The 20,210-nt window shown below is 63.5% G+C and carries 19 protein-coding genes; 3 read left to right on the top strand and 16 right to left on the bottom strand.

Going from position 1 to position 20,210, the window contains the following annotated elements; translation table 11 throughout:
• Position 1 precedes the first annotated feature (1 nt).
• The 5 genes from OKW37_RS07365 to OKW37_RS07345 all read right to left on the bottom strand — a co-directional run bounded on the left by OKW37_RS07365 (position 2) and on the right by OKW37_RS07345 (position 7,603).
• Positions 2-2,245 (bottom strand): polysaccharide biosynthesis tyrosine autokinase, encoded by a 2,244-nt coding sequence (locus tag OKW37_RS07365; RefSeq protein ID WP_429407275.1) that lies wholly within the window; start codon positions 2,243-2,245, stop codon positions 2-4.
• A 49-nt stretch (positions 2,246-2,294) separates the two neighbouring features.
• Positions 2,295-3,434 (bottom strand): polysaccharide biosynthesis/export family protein, encoded by a 1,140-nt coding sequence (locus OKW37_RS07360; RefSeq protein WP_429407277.1) that lies wholly within the window; start codon positions 3,432-3,434, stop codon positions 2,295-2,297.
• Positions 3,435-3,474: 40 nt separating this feature from the next.
• The gene (locus OKW37_RS07355; protein WP_429407279.1) at positions 3,475-4,860 is read right to left on the bottom strand and encodes an undecaprenyl-phosphate glucose phosphotransferase; all 1,386 of its coding nucleotides are present in this window, start codon (positions 4,858-4,860) and stop codon (positions 3,475-3,477) included.
• A 55-nt stretch (positions 4,861-4,915) separates the two neighbouring features.
• On the bottom strand, positions 4,916-6,517 hold the full coding sequence (locus tag OKW37_RS07350; protein WP_429407281.1) for a sugar phosphate nucleotidyltransferase: 1,602 nt from the start codon (positions 6,515-6,517) through the stop codon (positions 4,916-4,918).
• Positions 6,518-6,607: 90 nt separating this feature from the next.
• The gene (locus OKW37_RS07345) at positions 6,608-7,603 is read right to left on the bottom strand and encodes a helix-turn-helix domain-containing protein (RefSeq protein ID WP_184062422.1); all 996 of its coding nucleotides are present in this window, start codon (positions 7,601-7,603) and stop codon (positions 6,608-6,610) included.
• Positions 7,604-8,481: 878 nt separating this feature from the next.
• Between OKW37_RS07345 and OKW37_RS07340 the strand changes: the two genes are divergently transcribed.
• Complete coding sequence (locus tag OKW37_RS07340; RefSeq protein WP_176109418.1) at positions 8,482-8,631, top strand: hypothetical protein; 150 nt, start codon at positions 8,482-8,484, stop codon at positions 8,629-8,631.
• A gap of 288 nt (positions 8,632-8,919) precedes the next feature.
• Here OKW37_RS07340 and OKW37_RS07335 read toward each other — a convergent pair whose 3' ends face one another.
• The 9 genes from OKW37_RS07335 to OKW37_RS07295 all read right to left on the bottom strand — a co-directional run bounded on the left by OKW37_RS07335 (position 8,920) and on the right by OKW37_RS07295 (position 17,053).
• Entirely contained in the window at positions 8,920-10,422 is a 1,503-nt protein-coding gene (locus tag OKW37_RS07335; RefSeq protein WP_184062194.1) for an MFS transporter, read from the bottom strand.
• 61 nt (positions 10,423-10,483) lie between these two features.
• A complete protein-coding gene (locus OKW37_RS07330; protein ID WP_184038399.1) occupies positions 10,484-11,731 on the bottom strand; it encodes a CaiB/BaiF CoA transferase family protein in 1,248 nt (415 codons plus the stop codon).
• Positions 11,728-12,744 carry a hydroxymethylglutaryl-CoA lyase gene (locus OKW37_RS07325; RefSeq protein WP_429407284.1) on the bottom strand — a complete coding sequence of 339 codons (1,017 nt, stop codon included), beginning with the start codon at positions 12,742-12,744 and terminating at the stop codon, positions 11,728-11,730. The genes OKW37_RS07330 and OKW37_RS07325 overlap by 4 nt, the downstream gene beginning before the upstream one ends.
• A gap of 244 nt (positions 12,745-12,988) precedes the next feature.
• Positions 12,989-13,882: a LysR family transcriptional regulator gene (locus OKW37_RS07320; RefSeq protein WP_184038395.1), complete on the bottom strand. Its 894-nt coding sequence runs from the start codon at positions 13,880-13,882 to the stop codon at positions 12,989-12,991.
• Positions 13,883-14,076: 194 nt separating this feature from the next.
• Positions 14,077-14,580 carry a lysozyme inhibitor LprI family protein gene (locus OKW37_RS07315; protein ID WP_429356670.1) on the bottom strand — a complete coding sequence of 168 codons (504 nt, stop codon included), beginning with the start codon at positions 14,578-14,580 and terminating at the stop codon, positions 14,077-14,079.
• 73 nt (positions 14,581-14,653) lie between these two features.
• Positions 14,654-14,821 carry a glycoside hydrolase family protein gene (locus tag OKW37_RS07310; RefSeq protein ID WP_409259510.1) on the bottom strand — a complete coding sequence of 56 codons (168 nt, stop codon included), beginning with the start codon at positions 14,819-14,821 and terminating at the stop codon, positions 14,654-14,656.
• A gap of 565 nt (positions 14,822-15,386) precedes the next feature.
• Positions 15,387-16,316 (bottom strand): 3D domain-containing protein, encoded by a 930-nt coding sequence (locus OKW37_RS07305; RefSeq protein WP_429407287.1) that lies wholly within the window; start codon positions 16,314-16,316, stop codon positions 15,387-15,389.
• Between the two features lie 2 nt (positions 16,317-16,318).
• On the bottom strand, positions 16,319-16,750 hold the full coding sequence (locus OKW37_RS07300; RefSeq protein WP_429407289.1) for a hypothetical protein: 432 nt from the start codon (positions 16,748-16,750) through the stop codon (positions 16,319-16,321).
• A gap of 129 nt (positions 16,751-16,879) precedes the next feature.
• Positions 16,880-17,053, bottom strand: coding sequence for a hypothetical protein (locus tag OKW37_RS07295; RefSeq protein WP_429407291.1), 174 nt, complete (start codon positions 17,051-17,053; stop codon positions 16,880-16,882).
• Positions 17,054-17,174: 121 nt separating this feature from the next.
• Here OKW37_RS07295 and OKW37_RS07290 point away from each other — a divergent pair, with 121 nt between their 5' ends.
• Entirely contained in the window at positions 17,175-17,822 is a 648-nt protein-coding gene (locus OKW37_RS07290; protein WP_184062202.1) for a LysE family translocator, read from the top strand.
• Positions 17,823-18,077: 255 nt separating this feature from the next.
• A complete protein-coding gene (locus OKW37_RS07285) occupies positions 18,078-18,866 on the top strand; it encodes a sulfite exporter TauE/SafE family protein (protein ID WP_090803240.1) in 789 nt (262 codons plus the stop codon).
• 41 nt (positions 18,867-18,907) lie between these two features.
• Here OKW37_RS07285 and OKW37_RS07280 read toward each other — a convergent pair whose 3' ends face one another.
• The gene (locus OKW37_RS07280; RefSeq protein ID WP_184055491.1) at positions 18,908-19,156 is read right to left on the bottom strand and encodes a hypothetical protein; all 249 of its coding nucleotides are present in this window, start codon (positions 19,154-19,156) and stop codon (positions 18,908-18,910) included.
• Between the two features lie 349 nt (positions 19,157-19,505).
• Positions 19,506-19,850 (bottom strand): BON domain-containing protein, encoded by a 345-nt coding sequence (locus OKW37_RS07275; RefSeq protein ID WP_184055489.1) that lies wholly within the window; start codon positions 19,848-19,850, stop codon positions 19,506-19,508.
• Between the last annotated feature and the right edge of the window lie 360 nt (positions 19,851-20,210).

The following is a 20,210-nucleotide window of genomic DNA, read 5'->3' as shown; positions in this document are numbered from 1 at the left end:
GTCAGCCGGCGATGCTGTCGTAGCCGTAATAGCCGCCCTGATACCCCGAGCCGAGGAACGCCGCTTCCTGCGGCACGTCGGTGAGCAGCACGCCGCGCAGACCGACGCCACCGTTACGCAGGCGTTTGGTGGTTTCGATGATCTCATGCAGCGGTTGACGCCCATGCCGCACGACGAGCAGCGTCGTCGCCGCGTATTTGCCGATCAGCGTCGAGTCGGTCACGGCGAGCACCGGCGGCGTGTCGATGATCACGACGTCGTATTGCGGCTTCAACGCCTCGAGCATCGCTTCGAAGCGTTTGCTCATCAGCAGCTCGGCCGGGTGCGAGGGCAGCGTGCCTTTCGCGAGCACGTCGAGGTTGGGCAGCACGTCGCGCTGGATCATCGCGTTGAGATCGCCGCCGCACAGCACGTCGGACAGTCCCGGCCGATGGCTGACGCCGAAATGCGAATGCACGTCGCCGCGTCGCATGTCGCCGTCGATGATCAGCACGCGCTTGTTCGCCGACGCGACCAGCGTCGCCAGATTCACCGACAGGAACGACTTGCCCGCATCGGGCCGCGAGCCGGTGATCATCACGACGTTGTTGGCCGCATGATCGAGCGACAGCTGCAGCGAGGTGCGCAGATTGCGCACCCCTTCCACCGCGATATCTTCGGGCGCCTGTTGCGCCAGCACATGCTGCCCGCGCTGGCGCAGCGACACCTTTTCCTGCAGGCGCAATTGCGTCTGGCTGCGCGGCACCACCGCGAATACCGGCACGCCGAGCATCCCCTCGAGTTCGTCCGGGCGCTCCACGCCGCCGCGCATCGCGCGCCGCAAGAAGACCAGCAGCAAGCCGAGCGCGAGGCCGCCGCCGAGCGAGATCAGGATCACCAGCATGCGCTTCGGCCACACCGGATCGTCGGGCGTTTCGGCGAAGTCCACCACGCGCACGCCGCTCACCTGCCCCGCCTGCGCGACCCGCAGTCGCTGCACGCCGTTGAGCAGGTTCGTGTACAGATCGGTGTTCACGTGCACGTCGCGCTGCAGACGCAGCGCGGTCTGCTCGGTGTCGGGCATCGTCGAGACGCTGTGGTTCATCGTGCTCTGCGCGCCCTGCAACGCGGCGATCTGCGCATCGAGCGCGGCGACCATCGGATGATTCGGCGTAAAACGCTGCAACAGCTCCGCGCGCTGCTGCTGCAGATCGAGCAGCTTCGTCTTGTTGTCGACGATCTGCTGCAGCAGCAGCTTGCTTTCTTCACCGAGATCGACGGCGCCATGTGTATTGCGGAACTTGCCGTAGCGCTCTTCCGCGTCGTCGAGCGCCTTGCGCGCGTCGGGCAGTTGCTGTTCGAGATACGCGAGCGTGTGGTCGGATTCGGTCGAATGGCTCGCGAGATCCTGCCGCACGAACTGGCGCGCCACGTTGTTGACGATCGCCGCGGTCAGCGCCGGATCGGCGCCTTCGAGACTCACGCGGATCACGCCGGAGTCCTCCGCCGTTTCCTGCACGACCATTGTCTTCGCCAGACGCTCCACCGTGCCGAGCGTCGACGCGCGCGTCAGCTCGAAACGCGAGCCGGGCGCGCCGACCAGTGTGTCGACGTGCAGCGTGACCGGGCCGACCGCGGTATCGGTTTGCACGGTCTCGCCGACGCGCCCCGACAGGATCGCGCTGCCGTGAGGATCGCGCAGCATGAAGGTGTTGCCGGCGCCCGCGACTAGCGTGAAGGTCTCGCCATACAAGTCCTTCGACGTGTCGAAGCGCGACACCGCGATGCTCTCGTTGCCCCACGCGAACCCGCGCAGGTTGACGAACGACGGCAGCCGGAACCACCAGTGCCCGTTCACGAGTCCGGCGATCTTGCTGCCGATCACCGGCAGATAACGCGGCTTCGCCGTGATGTCGAGGTGCAGCGCGCGGACCGCCTCCTCGGTGACGAGACGCGACTTCAAAAGCTCGATCTGCGCCGCGGTCGACGGCTTCGAATCGTACGCGCCGGGAAGCGGCGCCGCCGCGTCCCGGCCGTTCGCATTGACGTTCATCGCGTTCGCCGTCCTGTCCTGGACGTGAAACAGCACGTCCGAACGATAGACCGGCGGCGTGAGGAACGCGTACGCGCAACCGAGCGCGAGCGCGATCAGCGTCACGGTGAGGATCGTGCGCCAACCGCGCACGATCGTGCGCACGTAGTCCGACAGATGCAACTGCCCCGGTTCATACACGCCGGCGTAACGGTTTTCGTAATTGATTGCCATGTTTTCACCCAACAAGGCCTGCCGGTTCAGATATCGCGTCACGCATGCGTCACTTCGACACGACGACTCCCGTCACCGCCGCGTTGATCGCGGGCAACAGCAGGTTCAACACACGGTTGAAGCGAACCAGACCGCCCTGACCGACGTACACGATGTCCTTCGGCTGTAGCTCGAACTGGTTCGCGAGCAGCATCGCCACCGGCGAGGTCGCATCGAGGTGATAGATCTGCGGCGAGTCGCTGGTCGAATTGCGGATCACGAACAGCTGCTGCCCCGAGGCCGTATTCGAGTCGAAGCTGCCGCCGTCGGAGATCGCCTGCGACAGCGTCAGCGAGCCGTTGCGCAACGGCAGCACCGTGGCCGGCTTGTTGACTTCGCCCATCACGTAGACGCCGCTGTCTTCGCGGGCGTTCACGCGCACGGTATCGCCCGGCTGCAGATAGATATCCGACGGATTGAGGCCGCGCTTGATGAGCTCGTCGATGTTCAGCCTATAGGTCTTGCCGTCGCGGATCAGATCGACCCGGCTGCGATCCGCGGTCGTGTTGAAGCCGCCGCTCAGGCCGATCGCGTTCGTCAGCGACAGCGGAATGTCGTTGATCGATTGCGTGCCCGGTGTGCGCACTTCGCCGTCGATATACACCGTCGCGTTACGGAACGACGCGACGCGCACCGTCACCTCGGGCTTCTGATAGACCTTGCTCAGCCGCGAATACAGCTCGCGCTGGATCGTCGCGACGTCCTTGCCGGCGACGTGCAGGTTGCCCGCGTACGGAAACTGGATGTCGCCGTTCTCGTCGATCAGGAAGCCCGGAATTGCATCGGAAGGGCGCGAGGTCGTCGGCGGCTGTCCCAGCGCGGCCGCGAGTTCCGGGTGATCCCACACGACGATCTGCAGCACGTCGCCGGGGCCGACCCTGTACATGGCCGGCTTGCCGAACAGACCCGTCGTCGTCGGCGGCAACACCGAGGCAGTCTGGTCGGCATTCATCTTCTTCAGCAGTTCCAGATTGATATCGGTGATCGGAATCTGCTTCTGCTGCGAGGCTTCGGTACTGAATTCGCCACCCGTGTCCTGAATCGCGGCCGGCGTGACCATCCGTTGTCCCGGTACGATCTGACATCCGGAAAGCAATGCTGCGCTTGCGAAAACCACAAGACTTCCTGTGCGAAAACCAAGTGAGCTCATGATCTTTACTCCTTCGCCCCGAGGCGTTGTTATCGACTTTCTAGTAAGCGTTTCGATGCACCAGTCCGGCGACAATCGTCGCGCCGATGATCCGCATGTCGAGTGCGAACGACCAGTGACCCAGGTAGTACAGGTCATGTTCGACGCGACGCTCCATCTTCTCGATGCGGTCGGTTTCGCCACGGAAGCCGTTGATTTGCGCCCAGCCCGTGATTCCCGGTTTGATCCGGTAGCGATTGATATAGCCCGCGACCACCTTCTGATAGAGGTCGTCGTGCTCGAGCGCATGGGGACGCGGTCCTACGACCGACATGTCGCCACGCAACACGTTGAAAAATTGCGGCAGCTCGTCGAGGCTCGTGCGGCGCAGAAACGCGCCCACTTTCGTCACGCGCTTGTCGTCGCGCGTCGCCTGGCTCAAGGTGCCCTTCGCTTCGGTATGCACGCGCATCGAGCGGAACTTGTAGATCGTGAACACTCGGCCGTCCGCGCCCTTGCGCTTCTGCTTGAACAGCACCGGTCCGCGCGAGGACAGCTTGACCGCGATCGCGATGCCAAGCAGCAGCGGCGCGAGGGCAACGATCGCGGCCGCGGCGAACAGCCGGTCGAAGACTTCCTTTTTCAGCATCGCGTTGGCCGACAGCGGCGAGGCGACCAGATTGATCGCCGGCACGCCGAGCAGATCGACCACGCCACTGCCTTCGAACAGCGCATGGCTGCGCACGTCCGGCATGAAGCGGATATTCACGAGGTCGTCGCGGAACTCGTCGATCAGCGCGCAGATCAGCGGCTCCTCGGACAGCGACAGCATCAGCCATAGCTCGTGCACGTCGTTGGTGCGGATGTAGTCGGCCAGCAGATCGACGCGATCGAACACCGGCACGCACGGATTCGTCACGCCGGAGTCGTCCGGGCGCGTGTTGTAGACGGCGGTCGCGCGAAAGCCCGCGGTCGGCGCCGACTCGATGCGGCGCAGGAGCGCATCGCACTGCGAACCGCTGCCGACGATCGCCACCTGATGCAGGTTCATACCCGCGCCGCGCGCCCGCGCGAGCACCGCGTGCGCGATCACCCGATTCGCGATCAGCAGGCCACCCGTCGTCGCGGTCCAGTACGAGAACCACAGCCGCGACACGATATCGATGCGATGCAGCGAGTACATCAGCACGAGCGCGCAGGCCTGCACGATCAGCCACGCGAGCGACACCTGACCGGCGAGACCGAGCTTCGAGCGGCCGCGCCATGATTCGTAGACGCCGAACGCGGGGAAGATCGCGAGCGCGAACGCAGCCGAAAACATCACCAGCGCCCAGTAGAAACCCGACTGGCCGAGATAATCAAAGCGGATCCGCGACGCCACGGTCGCACCCGCCAATACCAGAGCGACATCGAAAATCCGCGCGAGCAGATCCTGAAACTTGCGCATTTTACTTACCTCGTTCTGCCGTTCCTGTACGCAAAAAGGGGCGTGCATGGGCTGCCTACGGGCAGCGGCCGTAGTTGTCGTCAAACCTCACGATGTCGTCTTCGCCGAGATAGGTACCCGACTGGATTTCGATGATTTCGAGCGGCACCCTGCCGGGGTTTTCGAGCCGGTGACGCGTGCCGAGCGGAATGTAGGTCGATTCGTTTTCGCTGAGCAGGAACTGCTCTTCGCCGCGCGTGACGAGCGCGGTGCCGCGCACGACCACCCAATGCTCAGCGCGATGATGATGGAGTTGCAGCGACAGCTTTGCGCCGGGCGTCACGACGATGCGCTTGACCTGGAAGCGCTCGCCGCGATCGATCGAGTCATAGAAGCCCCACGGGCGCCGCACCTTGCGATGCGCGTCGGCCTCCGGCGCGTGCTGCGCCTTGATGCGCGACACGAGCCCCTTGACGTCCTGCACATGCGAGCGATCCACCACGAGCACCGCGTCCGCGGTCTCGACCACGACGACGTTCGCGGTGCCGACGCACGCGACGAGCCGCCCTTCCGAATGCGCATAGCAGGACACCGCGCCTTCGAACGCCACGCGGCCGCGCCCGGCGTTGCCGTTCGGGTCCTTCTCCATCGCGGCCCATACCGCGTCCCATGAGCCGAGGTCGGACCAGCCGGCTTCGAGCGGGATCACGACGCCGGGGGGAATGACCGCGGCTCGACTTTGAGCTTGCATATCGTTCTGTGCCGCGCCTTGCGCTTCGACGTTGCTCGCGCTGTCGTCTTGCGCCGGCGCCGGTTCGGTCAAACGCTCCATCACCGCGTAGTCGATCGAATCGGCGGGCACGTCGAGGAACGCGTCGTGCGATGGCCGGAATACGTCGCCGTCCTGCTTGCCGCTCGCGAACGCGGTTGCGCACGGCGCATGCATGTCGGGCCGCAGCGCCGCGAGCGTGTCGAGCCACACGCGCGCACGCACGATGAAGATGCCGCTATTCCACCAGTAGGTGCCGGCCGCCAGGTATTGCCTCGCGATTTCCTCGGCGGGCTTCTCGACGAAACCGTCGATCGTGTGGCCGCCAGCGGCCAATGCCGCGCCGATCCGGATATAGCCGAAGCCGGTGTCGGCACGCGTCGGCGGCACACCGAGCGTCGCAATCGCGCCCTCGCTCGCGTGGTGCGCCGCGCACGCTAGCGCGCGCTGCAGGGCAGGCACGTCCGCGATCGCGTGGTCGGCCGGCATCACGATCAGGATGGCGTCGTCGCCGGCCGCGCACGCGAGCGATGCCGCGAGCGTCAGCGCGGGCGCCGTGTCGCGGCGCGCGGGCTCGACGATCAGACGCGCGTCGACGCCGTTTTCATGCAACTGTTCGGCGATCACGAAGCGATGCTCCTCGCCGCACACGACGATCGGCGAAGCGTCGACGCTCCAGCCCGCCGGGAAGCTCTCGAGCCGCCGCGCGGTCGCCTGCAGCAGCGAGTCGGAGCCGACCACGTCGATCAGCTGCTTCGGAAAGTTTTCGCGCGACACCGGCCAAAGCCGCGTGCCCGAGCCGCCCGCGAGAATGACCGGGACGATGTGCGCGCAGCGCGCGCCAGCAACCCCGGCGCTTGCGCCGTTCGGCTCGACGGATCGGGCGCTCACACCTGCCTGCGTCAACATATCGGGAATCCTTTTCGATCTGCAAGGTACGACGAACAACGGACCCGTCCCCGCCTGTCACGCGCGGTTAGCGGGCTGGCTCCGTCGGTGCTACTCGCCTGCCATGCGGCGGCTTTGAATCCTGAACTCGGTCGGCGAAATCCTCATCCGCTTGCGAAACACTTTCGCTAGCCGGTCGCCGTTGCCCATCCCGGTGCGCCGGGCGATCTTGTCGACCGGCAATTCCGATTCGGTCAACAGGCTGCACGTCACCGCGAGGCGCTCGTGCAACAGGAAACTCGACGGCGTGATACCCATTTCCATCTTGAAGCGGCGCAGAAAGTTGCGCTCGCTCATCGCCGCAAACTGCGCGGCATCCGCAATCGAAATCGCCTGCTGGCAGTTTTCCTGCAGCCAGCGCGCCGCCGCGCGAACCTTGTCGCCGGGACTCATGCCGCCGTCCTCGCCGAGCAGCGGCGCGAGGTTCGTGCACGAGTCGGACAGCAGCCGCTCGGCAGCCGAGCGCGCGGTCGCGTTGCCCAGATCGCGCTTGATCATCGCGAGCGCACTGCGCATCGATTCCAGCCGGTCGTTAAGGTCGACGACGCCCTGCTCCGCCGAGCCCGCGCCAATTCTGGCCAAGGCCGGCTGGTGCGGGTCGCTCCCGTCCTTGTCCTCGGGCAGGGCCGCCGCGTCGAGCACCGCGCGCCCTTCGGCGATCGGCCGGATCATCGAGGTGTTGCGACGCACGCGCCGCAGCCATCCAAGCAGACGCTCATCGCGCGCCGCCGACGCCGCGCCCTTGCCGCCCGCCACATAGAGCGCGTCGAAGCCGCCGTAATGGCGCGCGTCGAGTCCGTCGGTCCAGACGCGCAAACCCGACGACGAAATCACCATGCCGCCGCCGGCGGACAAGAACGATACGTCGTACAGCCACGCGCCCGAACCGGAAGTGGCGAGTTCGTTGGCAGCCTGGAACACCTCGGCGATCACGCCCGCCCCTTGCAGCGAGCAGTCGTTGAACAACAGAATCGCGACACGACGCACGCCCTTGTTCGGAGCATGCACCCAGCGCAGCATTGCAGACTCGAGACTCGCGCAGGTCATAGTCATCCTCTCGACAGAAAACGATCTACTACACCTTTTACGATCACGCACAATGCGAACTCCGCGCAGTGCATCATAGCGACGGCCTCCGGCGCTCTGCCGTCATGTCCGAAAGTGCAGACATATTGGCACTATGAATACGTGATCGGCCAGTGCAATTCGGCACAATACCGAAACGACCGTCTTTTCACTGGATTAATCGTCTAACCGCATATGGTTGAATATGCACTCGCAAATCTTAATGCAATTTAAAAAATGAATGCGTACGCCAGCGCACACTGCGCGGCTACTCGAAAAACGGCGTGTCCCGCCTTATGTGCCCACCGAGGCGGCATTTTAAAAGAGATTTTTTGCCGGAATTGGCTATCGATGAGTGAAAACCCCCGGCCCTACCAAGCGGGTCCGGCTGCGTCGACAACTTCCCCTGACGATCCGCGCAAGCGCCGCGCAACCGACCCTTCCGCCGTCCAATGCAAGCACTCAACGCGCCAGAACAGATTATTTAATCTATTTTTTATTGATGACGGGAATATTAACGTGGCGATTAACGTTTCAAACCTGAAACAAGGATATCGGACGACTTTAGCGCCCCCGCAATAGATGGGCCAATGGCGGAATAAGTCGGGTGCGAGCGGGTGCATTTCCGCCAACCGATTGCGGAAATGGACTACGAGGTTTCCGCAAAGGGGCTTGGGGACAGCGAACGAAGTCCGCCATCCCCTATGCAACGACTGTTACACCCGTCGAGAACGCGCCGCGTAATGGCACGACGCGACGATAGTTCGGCGTCGCCTGACAGGTTTACGGCGGGCAAGCGCACATAAAAGTGGTTCTGAACGGGGTACGATGCCCCCGACAAACGCGCCGGAACCGCACACATGAACGGCATTTCATGGATCACGCTGATACTTGCCACGATGATCGGCGGGTTCCTGTTCGCAATGATCGGCGTGGTGCTGCTCGCGCTGCTGCTCGGCAACGTATCGGACCGGCTGTCGAGCAACGACGAGACTCGCCAAGACTCATAGGGCCTGTTCACGCTAATAACGGGCTTGCGCTGGCCGCCAGAAGGGCCGAGCGCAAGGAATGCGACGCAACGAATACTCGACGTATTCGCAAGGAGCATGACGCGGCGATCGGCCCTTCTGGCGGCCAGCCCCTTGAAGGTTTTTTTAATACAGGGGAACGTGCCTTTCCGCCCGTATTGCGGCGTCGGTCGTCGCTTGTTTGGCTCGGCCAAACGGCGCTCCTCTCTCCTTGCACTACGCGCGCAAAGGCACGTTCGCAAGCCCGTTATTAGCGTGAACAGGCCCTAGCTACTTCGAAAGATCCTCGAGCGCGACATCGCGCGTCTTCGGTCCCAGCGTACCGATCGCGACCATGACGATCGCCATTGCCCCCGAGATGAACACGAACACGCCGTTCACGCCGAAGCGACCGAGGCAGGCGGCGATCACGAACGCCGAGAACATCGCCGAAATCCGGCTCCACGAGTAAACGAAGCCGACCGCGCGCGCGCGGATGCCGGTCGGAAACAGTTCGGCCTGGTACGCGTGATAGCTGTATGAAATGATGTTGCCCGCGAGCACGAGGCACACGCCGAGACTCACGAGCAGCACCGTCTCGCGCGCCTGGCTGAACGCGAGTCCGCACACGACGTTGACCGCCGCCATGCAGACGATGACGGTCTTGCGCTCGAAGCGATCGGCGATCAGCAGCCCCAGCAACGGCCCGAGCGGCGCCGCGATCGCGATGATGCTCGCGTACATCAGACTCGTCGTCACCGTGATGCCCTGCTTCATCAGCAGCGTCGGAATCCAGTTCGCGAAGCCGTAGTAGCCCATCGTCTGGAACACGTGAAAGATGATCAGCATCAGCGTGCGCCTGCGATACGGCGGCACCAGCAGATCGCGAAACGCCGCCCGCGCGCGCACCGGTTCGGGCAGCGCCGGCTCGGGCAACGGCAGGCCGCATTGGCGCCGATACTCGCGCGCGACGCGTGCTTCGAGACGCGTCATCACCGCGTCGGCTTCGTCGAGGCGGCCTTTTTGCGCGAGCCAGCGCGGGCTCTCCGGCAAGCCGCGGCGAATCCACCACACCACGATCGCGCCAATCGCGCCGATCAGCACGACCACACGCCAGCCGTCGAGACCGAACAGGCGTTGCGGCACCAGCAGATACGACAGGAACGCGACGATCGGCACCGCGCAGAAGCCGACCGCCTGCGAGCACGCCGAAGCGCGCCCGCGAATGTGCTTCGGCACGAGTTCGGAAATATATGTGCCGATCGTGACGATCTCGACGCCGATGCCGACTCCCGCGATAAAGCGCCAGCAGTTCAATCCGAGCGCCGTGTGCTGGAACGCCATCACGACGTTGGCCGCCGTGTACCACAGCAGCGACCAGGTGAAGATCGCGCGCCGGCCGAAGCGGTCGGCGAGAAAGCCGCAGGCCGCCGTGCCGATGAACAGGCCCGCGAACAGCGCGGCGATGAAACTCGCGACGCCGCTCGTGCCGAACAGGCCGCGCGTCGTGGCCGTCAGCAGGCCGCTGTGCACGAGTCCCGGCGCGATATAGCCGGAGTACATCAGGTCGTAGAGTTCGAAGAACATGCCGAAGCTCAGCAGCATCACGAGCTGCCAGATCGTGCGGGTCGCGGGTAGCCGGTCGAGCCGCGCGGAAATGCGCGCGCCGTCGAGCGCGATCGCGCCGGCGCGGTCCGAGCCTGCCGCATCCGCGCCCGCGTCCGTGGGTGAGCCGTCGAGCGCGCCGGCATCGCCGAGCGCCGTTGAGTACATCGCCTGATTCGACGATTTCATCGTCTGTCTCCAGAATTATTGGTCTATTGCCCGCTGCAGCGGGTCAAGCGCGGCACGACGCTCACGCAGCCGCGCGCGGCGCCCGCGATTGCACGCCACCGCCGAGCTCCGCGATCCGCGCGTCGTCGAACCCGAGTTCGCGCAGCACCTCGACGGTGTGCTCGCCGATCTTCGCGATCGGCCGACGCGGCCCGAGACGCGCACCGTCGAGCGAAATCGGCAGCAACGGCATCGCGGTTTCGCTGCCGTCGTCGAGCGTCAGCGGCACGAGGCCGCCACTCGCGTTCAGGTGCGGATCGTCGAACAACTCCTCGGGCTTCGTGATCGACGCGAACGGAATGTGATTGCGCTCGAACAGCGGCACGAGTGTCGCGCCGTCGAGACGGCTCAGGCTTTCGCCGAGCGTCTGCAGCAGCCAGCCGCGCGCGAGCACGCGGTCGTTGTTGGTCGCGAGGCGCGCATCGGCGAGCAGATCGTCGCGTTCGAGAATCGCGCACAGCGCGCGCCACTGCGCGTCGCCGGTCGCGGCGATGAACATCTGCTCGCCGTGCGCGAGCGTAAACACGTCGTAGACGGCCCAGGCGCTGATGCGCTCGGGCATCGGCGCGGCGGCCACGCCGGTCGCCGCGAACTGCTGCATGTGCTGCGCCGAGAGCAGCACGCAGTTCTCGAACAGCGCGCTCTGCACCTCCTTGCCGCGGCCGCTCGCGTGCCGTTCGTGCAGCGCCGCCAGCACGCCGATCGCGCCGAACATGCCGCCCATGATGTCGTTGACCGAGCTGCCCGCGCGTAGCGGACGGCCCACCGGACCGGTCATGTACGCGAGGCCCGCCATCATCTGCACGACTTCGTCGAGCGCCAGACGATGTTCGTACGGACCATTGAGAAAGCCCTTGTGGGACACGTAAATCAGCCGCGGATTGCGCTCGCGCAGCGTCGCGTAATCGAGGCCGAGACTCGCCATGCGGCCGGGTTTGAAGTTTTCGACGAAGACGTCGGCGCTATCGACGAGTTGCTTCAGCGCGGCGAGACCGGCTTCACTGTCGAGATCGAGCGCGACGCTCTTCTTGTTGCGATTGAAGGTGCGGAAAAAGCCCGCGCCGGTGCCGAGCAGCCGGCGCGTGCTGTCGCCGCGCGGCGGCTCGACCTTGATCACTTCGGCGCCGAGGTCGCCGAGAATCATGCCGCAGGTCGGACCCATCACCATATGCGACAACTCGATCACGCGGATGCCCGCGAGCGGCAAGGTACCCGGCTGCGGCGAGGACGTCGACGACGAAGCTGAAGTAGCGGAGGAAAGCGGAGTCATTGCGGCACCTGCGGAACGGAAGAATGGAGACAATGCAAAGATTCGGCGTAGCTGGCGGACTCGCGCGCGACCGCTTGCGCATGCGCGAACTGTTTCGGCAATCCCGCTCGCGCGAGATAGCCGTACAGCGGCTCGCCCGGCAGCGCTTGCGCCAGCACCGCGCGCGATGCGAGTAGCCGCGCGATGTCGATACCGGTGTCGTAGCCCATGCTGTGAAGCATGAACACGAGGTCTTCGGTATTGACGTTGCCGGTTGCGCCCGGCGCATGCGGACAGCCGCCGAGACCAGCCAGCGACGCATCGAACTCGCGGATCCCGTGCTGCAGCGCGACCAGCGTGTTGGCGAGCCCGAGGCCGCGCGTGTCGTGGAAATGCAGCGAGCGCAGCCTGTCGCCCGCGACGTCGCGCACCAGCTCGATGACCTCGCCAACCTGACGCGGCGTCGCTTCGCCGGTCGTATCGCCGAGCGCGATCACGTCGGCGCCGGCCTGCACCGCGGCGCGCGCGATCGCGGCGATATCCGCGTACGGCACGGCACCCTGCAGCGTGCAGCCGAACACCGTCGACAAACCGGCGATCAACTCGACGCGGCGCCCACCTGCCGGGGGCGCGCCATCGATCAGCTCGCGCATCGCGGCGAACGCGTCGATCATCTCGGCGGGTGTCTTGCGCACGTTCGCGGCGCTATGCGCGGCGCTCACCGAGATCGGCGCGACGATGCGCTCTACGCCAGCCTCGAGCGCGTGCTGCGCGCCCTTCAGGTTCGGCACGAGCGCGCTCACGCTGAGATCGTCGTAGCTACGGGCGTGGGCGACTACGTCGGCGGCGTCCGCCATTTGCGGCAGCAGCTTCGCCGGCACGAACGACGCGACTTCCATGTGGCGCACGCCGGCCGCGTAGGCGGCGTCGATCCAGCGCCGCTTGTCGTCGGTGGACATGATGCGGGCAATGCTTTGCAGACCGTCGCGCAGACCGACCTCGGTCACGACGACGCGCTCGCGGGTTTCATTCATCGGTTGGAATCCTGGTCGTGGACGCGGGCTTCAGAGGCCCGTTGGATGGAAGTGATGCGCTGACTGGATCACAGCGTGCCCGCGTGACGACGCGCGGCAAAGTCTGCTTTGACGAAGCACACCATCGCCGCTCGCGATGGCCGCTCAGGCCGATGGCGCGGGCGTTGGCGCTCGCCTGGGTGAAATGCTTAGGGGTTTGTCTGGGGAGGTGGCGAAGCGCGGGTGACGAAGTGCGTCGCCCGTCTTATCTGGCGCTCAGCAGATGTTCGAGCAATCGCGCGGCCGCCAGCGTCAGCGCCGCGCGATCGCGCATGCAGATCACGAAGCGCCGCGCGGCCCACGCCTCGCGCAACGGCACGGCGACGATGCCGTACTCGTCGGCCGCATGGCGCGGCAGCGCCTCGCGCGGCAGGATCGCGACCGCGAGACCCGCCTGGATGAAGCGATAGGCGGCGTCGAACGTCGATACATAGGTGCGGTAATTCAACTCGCTGCCCTTCTCCAGCGCGATGCGCTGCATCAGCGCATTGACCGACGCATTCGATGCGAGCCCCAGATGATCGAACCCGAGCGTCTGCTCGAAGCCGATCTGCGTCTCGCCCGCGAGCGGATGCGCGCGCGGCACGATCAGCGCAAGATGGTCGGCGCGATACGGCAGCGTGTCGAGACTGCCGAGCGGCACCGTGTCGCGGCAGATGCCCAGATCGGCCACACCCTCTTCGAGCCCGCGCACGATGTCCGCGCTGACGCGCTCCTCGACGTCGACGCGAATCGCCGGATTCGCCTGCAGAAACGCCGACAACGCCTCGGGCAAAAACTCCACCATCGACGACACGTTGGCGAGCACGCGCACATGCCCACGCGCGCCGGCCGCGTACTCGCTGAGCTCGGCCTGCAGGCGTTCGTGGCCGCGCATGATGAGCCGCGCGTGGCGCAACAGCGCTTCGCCGGCGGCGGTCGCGCGCACGCCGCGCTGGCTGCGCGACAGCAACGCGACATCGACGAGCGCTTCGAGATCGGCGAGCCGCTTGCTGACCGCCGACGGCGCGATGAACTCACGCTCGGCCGCGCGCGCGATCGTGCCTTCCTCGCACACGGCGATGAACAAGCGCAGCGTCACCTGATCGATTTGCCACATCGGCGCAGCGGATTTGTGGGTTGGGGGTGGGGGGAATTATGGTTGATCGTGGAAGGCCGTGGAGGATTTCTGTCGCTTGCGGTGCGGCTCGAACCACGGCTTGCCGTGCAAAGCAGTGCAGAAACAAGCACGTTGACGCTCGAATGGAAAGCCCGCAAACCGGGGCGACTTGTTTGAGGCGCGGTTGCCTTCCGTTAGTCTTCCGTGCTCTTCAGATCGCTTATCCGCCCTTTCGTTATGCGCGCCATGCAATCCCAAAACGTCATATAACGCACCGACGCTTCGCCTAATGAATAGCTCTCAGCGTAACACTGGTTGTCGCGATACTCGACCCATGCCCTTTGTCCTTTCTCAAAGTAAGGCAATGCAACAGGATTGTTATCGACCTTCAAATCAACATCGCCTTTCCTCAACTCAGTTTCCAACGATTTAATCGTGGAATTCAATTCTGCGTAAATTTGTTCGAAATTCCTGTGGCTGCACGCAGCGATATCGGCGGTTGCCGCGTGCTCACCGGTCTTGCAAAGACGGTCAATTTCCTCGCGCAATTTTCCAGAAAAATAAACCGATGATGGCGCTGCTTTTTTGTAGTCGAACTGCACCGAGTAAATTGTTTTGCTCAGCGCAGTTGAATCAAGAAAATTAAACATCGAAACCATGATAAGCCGCACAGCAAGCATTCTAGTGGGACGCATCATATACACCTTCAGAGAACACTCCAACCTCCGTTTCCCGGCGTTGACGCAAGCTCGAGGAACAGCGAAATCTTTTTTATGTAATTCGGAATATTTCGGCAGTCACCTGATTTTCGCGATGCGTCAATTCGTCCGCAGCATGGTCTGCTACAGCATTAAAAGAAACACTCACCAATGCATCGTACACGTACTGAAACAACGGTACGTGCACTTTTGCATTGATGGCGCGTTCTGTTCGCCTCAAGTCCTTTCAAAAACTCTCTGGCGTGTTGACTGATACTGCTCTGCCCAAGGTGCAGATTGTCTTCCGGCAAGACAAGATGGAAGGTCCCACAAAGCGGGCCAACGATTGCGGTCATAGGATGCGCAAGCTATTGTGTTTGGGCTGGCTCGACTTCAATAGAGTCCAGCGTTTCCGTAATCGAAGTGGTTCCGCGTAGATCGCTACCGGTTATTTGCCGACGGTGGCGATCAAAAAACTCCGTTTTAGTATCAATTACAAGAGTAACAGGAGTGTCGCCACGCGGACTATGCCAGATAGCCTGGAATCTGTATGGTCCCATTCGCGCGCCGCCCATATGGGGCATTGTCGGACTATTTATTCGGATCCCCCATCCCGTATCCGTAACCGAAAACGATTGCAGTATAAATTCCTTAAATTGGGGGCGATCCTTCAGCATCGGCACGATGTAATCGTTGAAGCTAATCGACCCGTCAGCGTAGACAGTCGGAACAAGCAACGTACAAAACAACCCGGCGCTGAGTCTATGTGCTAAGCGTTGTTTACTCATAACTCTATTCCTCGACGGTCATCCAATATACTTAACTTTGCGCTGCGTATTGTTTACCGCCCCATGCTCCCAAGCGGACTGGACAACGGCGCCCGCACCGACGAAATTGTCGATGTGATGGCCGGTAATCGCGCTGCCAGTATCATCGGCGAAGCGTCTGCCGACGATCTCTATTTCGACTTGAGCGTGCTTCGGTATGACGTTAGGATCGACCGCTATCGAACGATTCTCCGTAACCGGTCCGAATGCGCCTTGCACTGAATCCGTGTAAGAGAAGGCTACGCCATCCGGGTTGTTGAGATAGTCGCGATTGCCGTGACTATTTCTATGCCAACCTGAATTCACCTGTATTGGTCGAATATAGCGCCCGTTAGATGCTTTACCGGTTCCCTGCATGACAACGCCTCGCGCGCCATAGAGAAAATCGCGCTTGTGTTGATCGTTGGTTCCGCGAGCAATCACAACTTCACCTGTAAAATCCTGTTCGAAGCAAACGTGATACCCCGTAATAAGAAACGTGCTCTCGTACCATGCGTCCTTGAACCTCAAACGCAGCGGGACCGAGGTTATATCTTCGTCAGCTACGGTGAGTGTCAAATCCCCGGGTTCGCGCGATTCGAGAATAACCGTCGCACAACCGTCTAAATCGGTCGGACCTGAAATCCGTATTGTGTCGCCCGGACGGCTGCTCCTGATCGATAGGGCACGCCCGAAAACCGAATCTCCTCGACGACTTTTCACTGCGGCCTGGATAGCCAGACGGTACAGAATCTTTCCGTGCATCACACGCGAGGATGAGGGAATGATAGGCAACTTGTCACCATAACTGTTGTCTGGAATATTCCACGACAACAGGTTCGCTGCAATCCGAACTTCAACGCATGAGTTCGGGTTCGTGTTTGTACACGCGGTGTCGTGAACCGTTAGCCAATCCGGACTTTCCGGCATTCCTATTTCTCCAATTGAAGTTTGAGGCTTGCCGTTCCGCGAGTAACTACGCGCACAGTGTGTCCGCTCTGGCTTGTGGTTCCCGTTATCACCCGTTTACCGTCAACGACAATTCTGTAACGCACGTTGGCGAGGGGTTGGCCATCGCTTTTTTTGAGCACGTAATACTCGTCGTGAGTGCGAATTTTCGACGTCAGCGCTGAGGCCGCCGTGCGACCGCGGCAATCGCACGCCCATGCATAACCCAGGGCGTCGGCCATTTCGTAACCGTTCGAATACGACCGAAGCCTATCCTGCGGAAACCATTCGCCAGTTTCGACGTTCATCGCCATTGCAGACGGCATTGGCGGGAAGTTTGCGTATATTGAATAGGTGACACGACAAACTTGGCACTCTTCCTCGCCCGCGGCACCTGCCTGTTTCTGTTGTCCCATTTGACCTCTTTTGATTTTCCAGAAAACACCCGGCAAATTAAGCATCTAAACGGGGGCACGGTCAATGATTTTAATTTGAGACAAAAACTTCATTGACAGATATTAACGATTGCTCTGGCCATCTCATTTTTAGGCGAATTTTCCCGATATCACGGCCCAACAAAAAAGCGGCATTGAGCCGCAATGCCGTTCAGTTAAGCAACTGAGCGGCATTTTTGTTTTTCTGACAAAAGAGCCGTTGTAAGCGAGCGCGGCGATGTCAGCTTTCATCGCCATGCTGGCCGATCCGCTGAAGCGAGTCATCGCGCGTCGAGTCTCACCCATCCCCGCCCTTGCCCGCGATTTTCGGGATGGCTATGCTGGCGGGTGCGCCGGCTGCCCGCAGGCGACCGCCCCAACCAGAACAACGCTCGAGAACCTGCCCATGTCCACCACCAGTCTGTTTTTCACGGCCGCCGGCGTCGGCCTCGCGATCGCCGCGCCGGTCGGCCCGATGGGCATGCTGTGCATCCGCCGAACGCTGAGCGGCGGTCCGCGCGCGGGACTCGCGATCGGCTTCGGCATCGCCAGCGGCGACGCGGCCTACGGGCTGATCGCGGCGCTCGGCCTCGTCGGCATTTCTCAGTTCATGCTCGCGTACGACCGCCCGCTGCATCTGCTCGCGGGCCTGTTCCTGCTGTATCTCGGCGTGCGCGCGCTGCTGCAGAAGCCGCCCGCTGAAACCGCCGACGGCAATGGCAACGGCAACGGCAAGCTCGCGCAGATCGGCCGCGCCGGCGCGCTGCGTGCGTACGCGAGCGCGCTGCTGTTGACGCTGACCAATCCGCAGACCGTCATCATGTTCGCGGCGCTATTCACGACGCTCGCGCCACGCGGCGCGTTCTCGCCGGCCATCGCGCTGACGACGGTCGGCGGTGTGTTCGCCGGCTCGATCGCGTGGTGGTGCTGTCTGGTGACCATGGTGTCGCTCGCGCGTCATGCGATCGGCAGCAGGCTACGCGTCGCGATCGATCGCGTGGTCGGCTTCACGCTCGCGGCGTTCGGCGTCGTCGAAATCCGCCGCGCGCTCTGAGCGGCACCTCACACGCCACGCGGCACATCAGCGCCGCACACGCCGAACGCAGCCCGCTGCCAGCGGCGACGCGCTCCCCCTGAACAAGTGCCGCACGCTGGCGCGGCAGTTTTGCGACAATAGCGCCTTTCGCCGCTGAGGCGCCGGCCGACGCGGCCGTGCAGCGCACCGCACGCCGCCGCACCCACCCGCCCCGGCGCCTACGCCGGTCTTGCCGCCCAACCCTTCACCCGCGCTGCGTCAGCTTTCCGTTCAATGGCTCTACCCCACATCGATCTGCTGTACTCCGTCTCCGGCCTGTTCGTCGGCTTTCTGGTCGGGCTGACGGGCGTCGGCGGCGGCTCGCTGATGACGCCGATCCTCGTCCTGCTGTTCAAGGTGCACCCTGCCACCGCGGTCGGCACCGACCTGCTGTACGCGGCCGCCACCAAGGCGACCGGCACGCTGGTGCACGGACTGAAGGGCTCGGTCGACTGGCAGGTCACGCTGCGCCTCGCGGCCGGCAGCGTGCCCGCGGCGACCGTCACGCTGATCCTGCTGCATCGCTATGGAATGGATACGCCTGGCGCGGGCCGGCTGATCCAGGTCGTGCTCGGCGCGGCGCTGCTGATTACCGCGATCGCGCTGGTGTTCCGTCCGCAGCTCGCGGCGCTCGGCGCGCGCAAGCAACGCGCGCCGAGCCAGGCACGCACGCTCGCGCTGACCATGCTGACCGGCGCGACCCTCGGCGTGCTGGTGTCGTTGACGTCGGTGGGCGCGGGTGCGATTGGCGTGACGGTGTTGATGCTGCTGTATCCGATGCTGCCGACGACGCGCATCGTCGGCTCCGACATCGCGCACGCGGTGCCGCTGACCTTGCTCGCGGGCGCCGGACATTGGCTGCTCGGCTCGATCGACTGGTCGATGCTGCTGTCGCTGCTGGTGGGATCGCTGCCCGGCATCGCAATCGGCAGCTATCTGGCCTCGCGCGCGCCGGACGCACTGCTGCGCAATCTGCTCGCCGCGACGCTGACGCTGGTCGGCGTGCGGCTGGTGTTGTCGTGAGGCGCTGAAGACGCGTCAAGCGCGCACACCGCAACCCGTGTCTATTTGAAAAACCGGCAGGTCAGATCCGCCTCGAACTGCCTGACCCACTGACCGTGGCGGTCGTAATACGACTGTGACCAGCTGCCGCGCCGCACGGTGACGACCCGCTCGTGCGCCGGCTCACCGGGTGCCACGCTCGCGCTGATGTCGAAATGCGCGGGCGCGAAACCGTGTCGCGCGCACACCAGTTCGAATGCCGCGCGATCGCCGATCGGCAGATCGATATAGCGAAACAGCGTGGTTTCCATGACCTTGGCTCCCCCTTCCCTCTTGGTCACAGTACGCCTTGCGATGCGTCGGTAATGTGTCGCAGCGCACGAATCCGCGACGGCCGCGCCTCCATCAGGACCTGTGCGTGCGGCAAGCCGCATTGCTGCGGTCCCGCAAACCTCGCGACTGCCACGCCATAAAACCGGCGGCGAAAAAAAAAGCTCCGGCGATCATGCCAGAGCCTCCAGGTTGATAGATAGACCTCGCGACGCGATGCAAGCGCGGCGTCAAATCGTCTACGCGACGCCGGTGACGGCGCCCATGCACCAAGCCGCTGCGCACCACCGCGCGACGCGGGCCTTGCGGCGCCGCGCGCACGCGTACCGCTTACTGCTGCACCACTTTGAGCTTGTTGGACACTGACATTACGCCGTCGACACCCTTGGCGGCTTCGCCGGCCGCATCGATCTGTCCCTGGGTCGGCACCGAGCCGGTCAGCGTCACTGCGCCGCCGCGCGCGCGCACGGCGATGTGCGACACGTCGAGACCCTGGGTCTTCGTCAGCGCGTGGCGCACCTTACGGCCAAGTTCGTGATTCGCTGCCTTGCCGGCCTTGACGGCGGCTGCCGCCGACGCCGTATCGGTTGCCGGAGCGTTTTGGGCGTAGACGTTGCACGCCACCACCATCGCCACCACCGGACCCAGTGCTTTCAGAAAACCGACCGTCTTCATAGCTCTCTTCTCCTTGGCTTCACATTGGACCGCATGAACAAGCGGCATCGTTACGACTACGGGCGGCCGTCATCGCGCGAACGCGCGCGTGAGCGACGGCCATCAACGGCTGTGACACGATGTGCAAGAGGCGAGAGAGGCTGATTACCGGTAACCGGCAAACCGCGACGTCCGCCGACGCACCCGGTTCTTGTCCGTCTCGCCGGGGTCGCGCCGCAAACGTTGGATCGCGGTAGCGATGCACAATTTAATCTAGCCGGCACAGAAGCGCAAAGGATTTAGCGCGCGGCGTGGCGCGCCGACAGCGGGTGCGTCATGCGTGCCGGAGAGAAGCAGACACGCTCCGTGGTCGCGCAAGAA

This window comes from Paraburkholderia sp. MM5482-R2 (assembly GCF_050436125.1).
Lineage (GTDB): Bacteria > Pseudomonadota > Gammaproteobacteria > Burkholderiales > Burkholderiaceae > Paraburkholderia > Paraburkholderia tuberum.
Note: the sequence above shows the minus strand (reverse complement) of the source record. Positions and strands in the feature narration are given on the sequence as shown.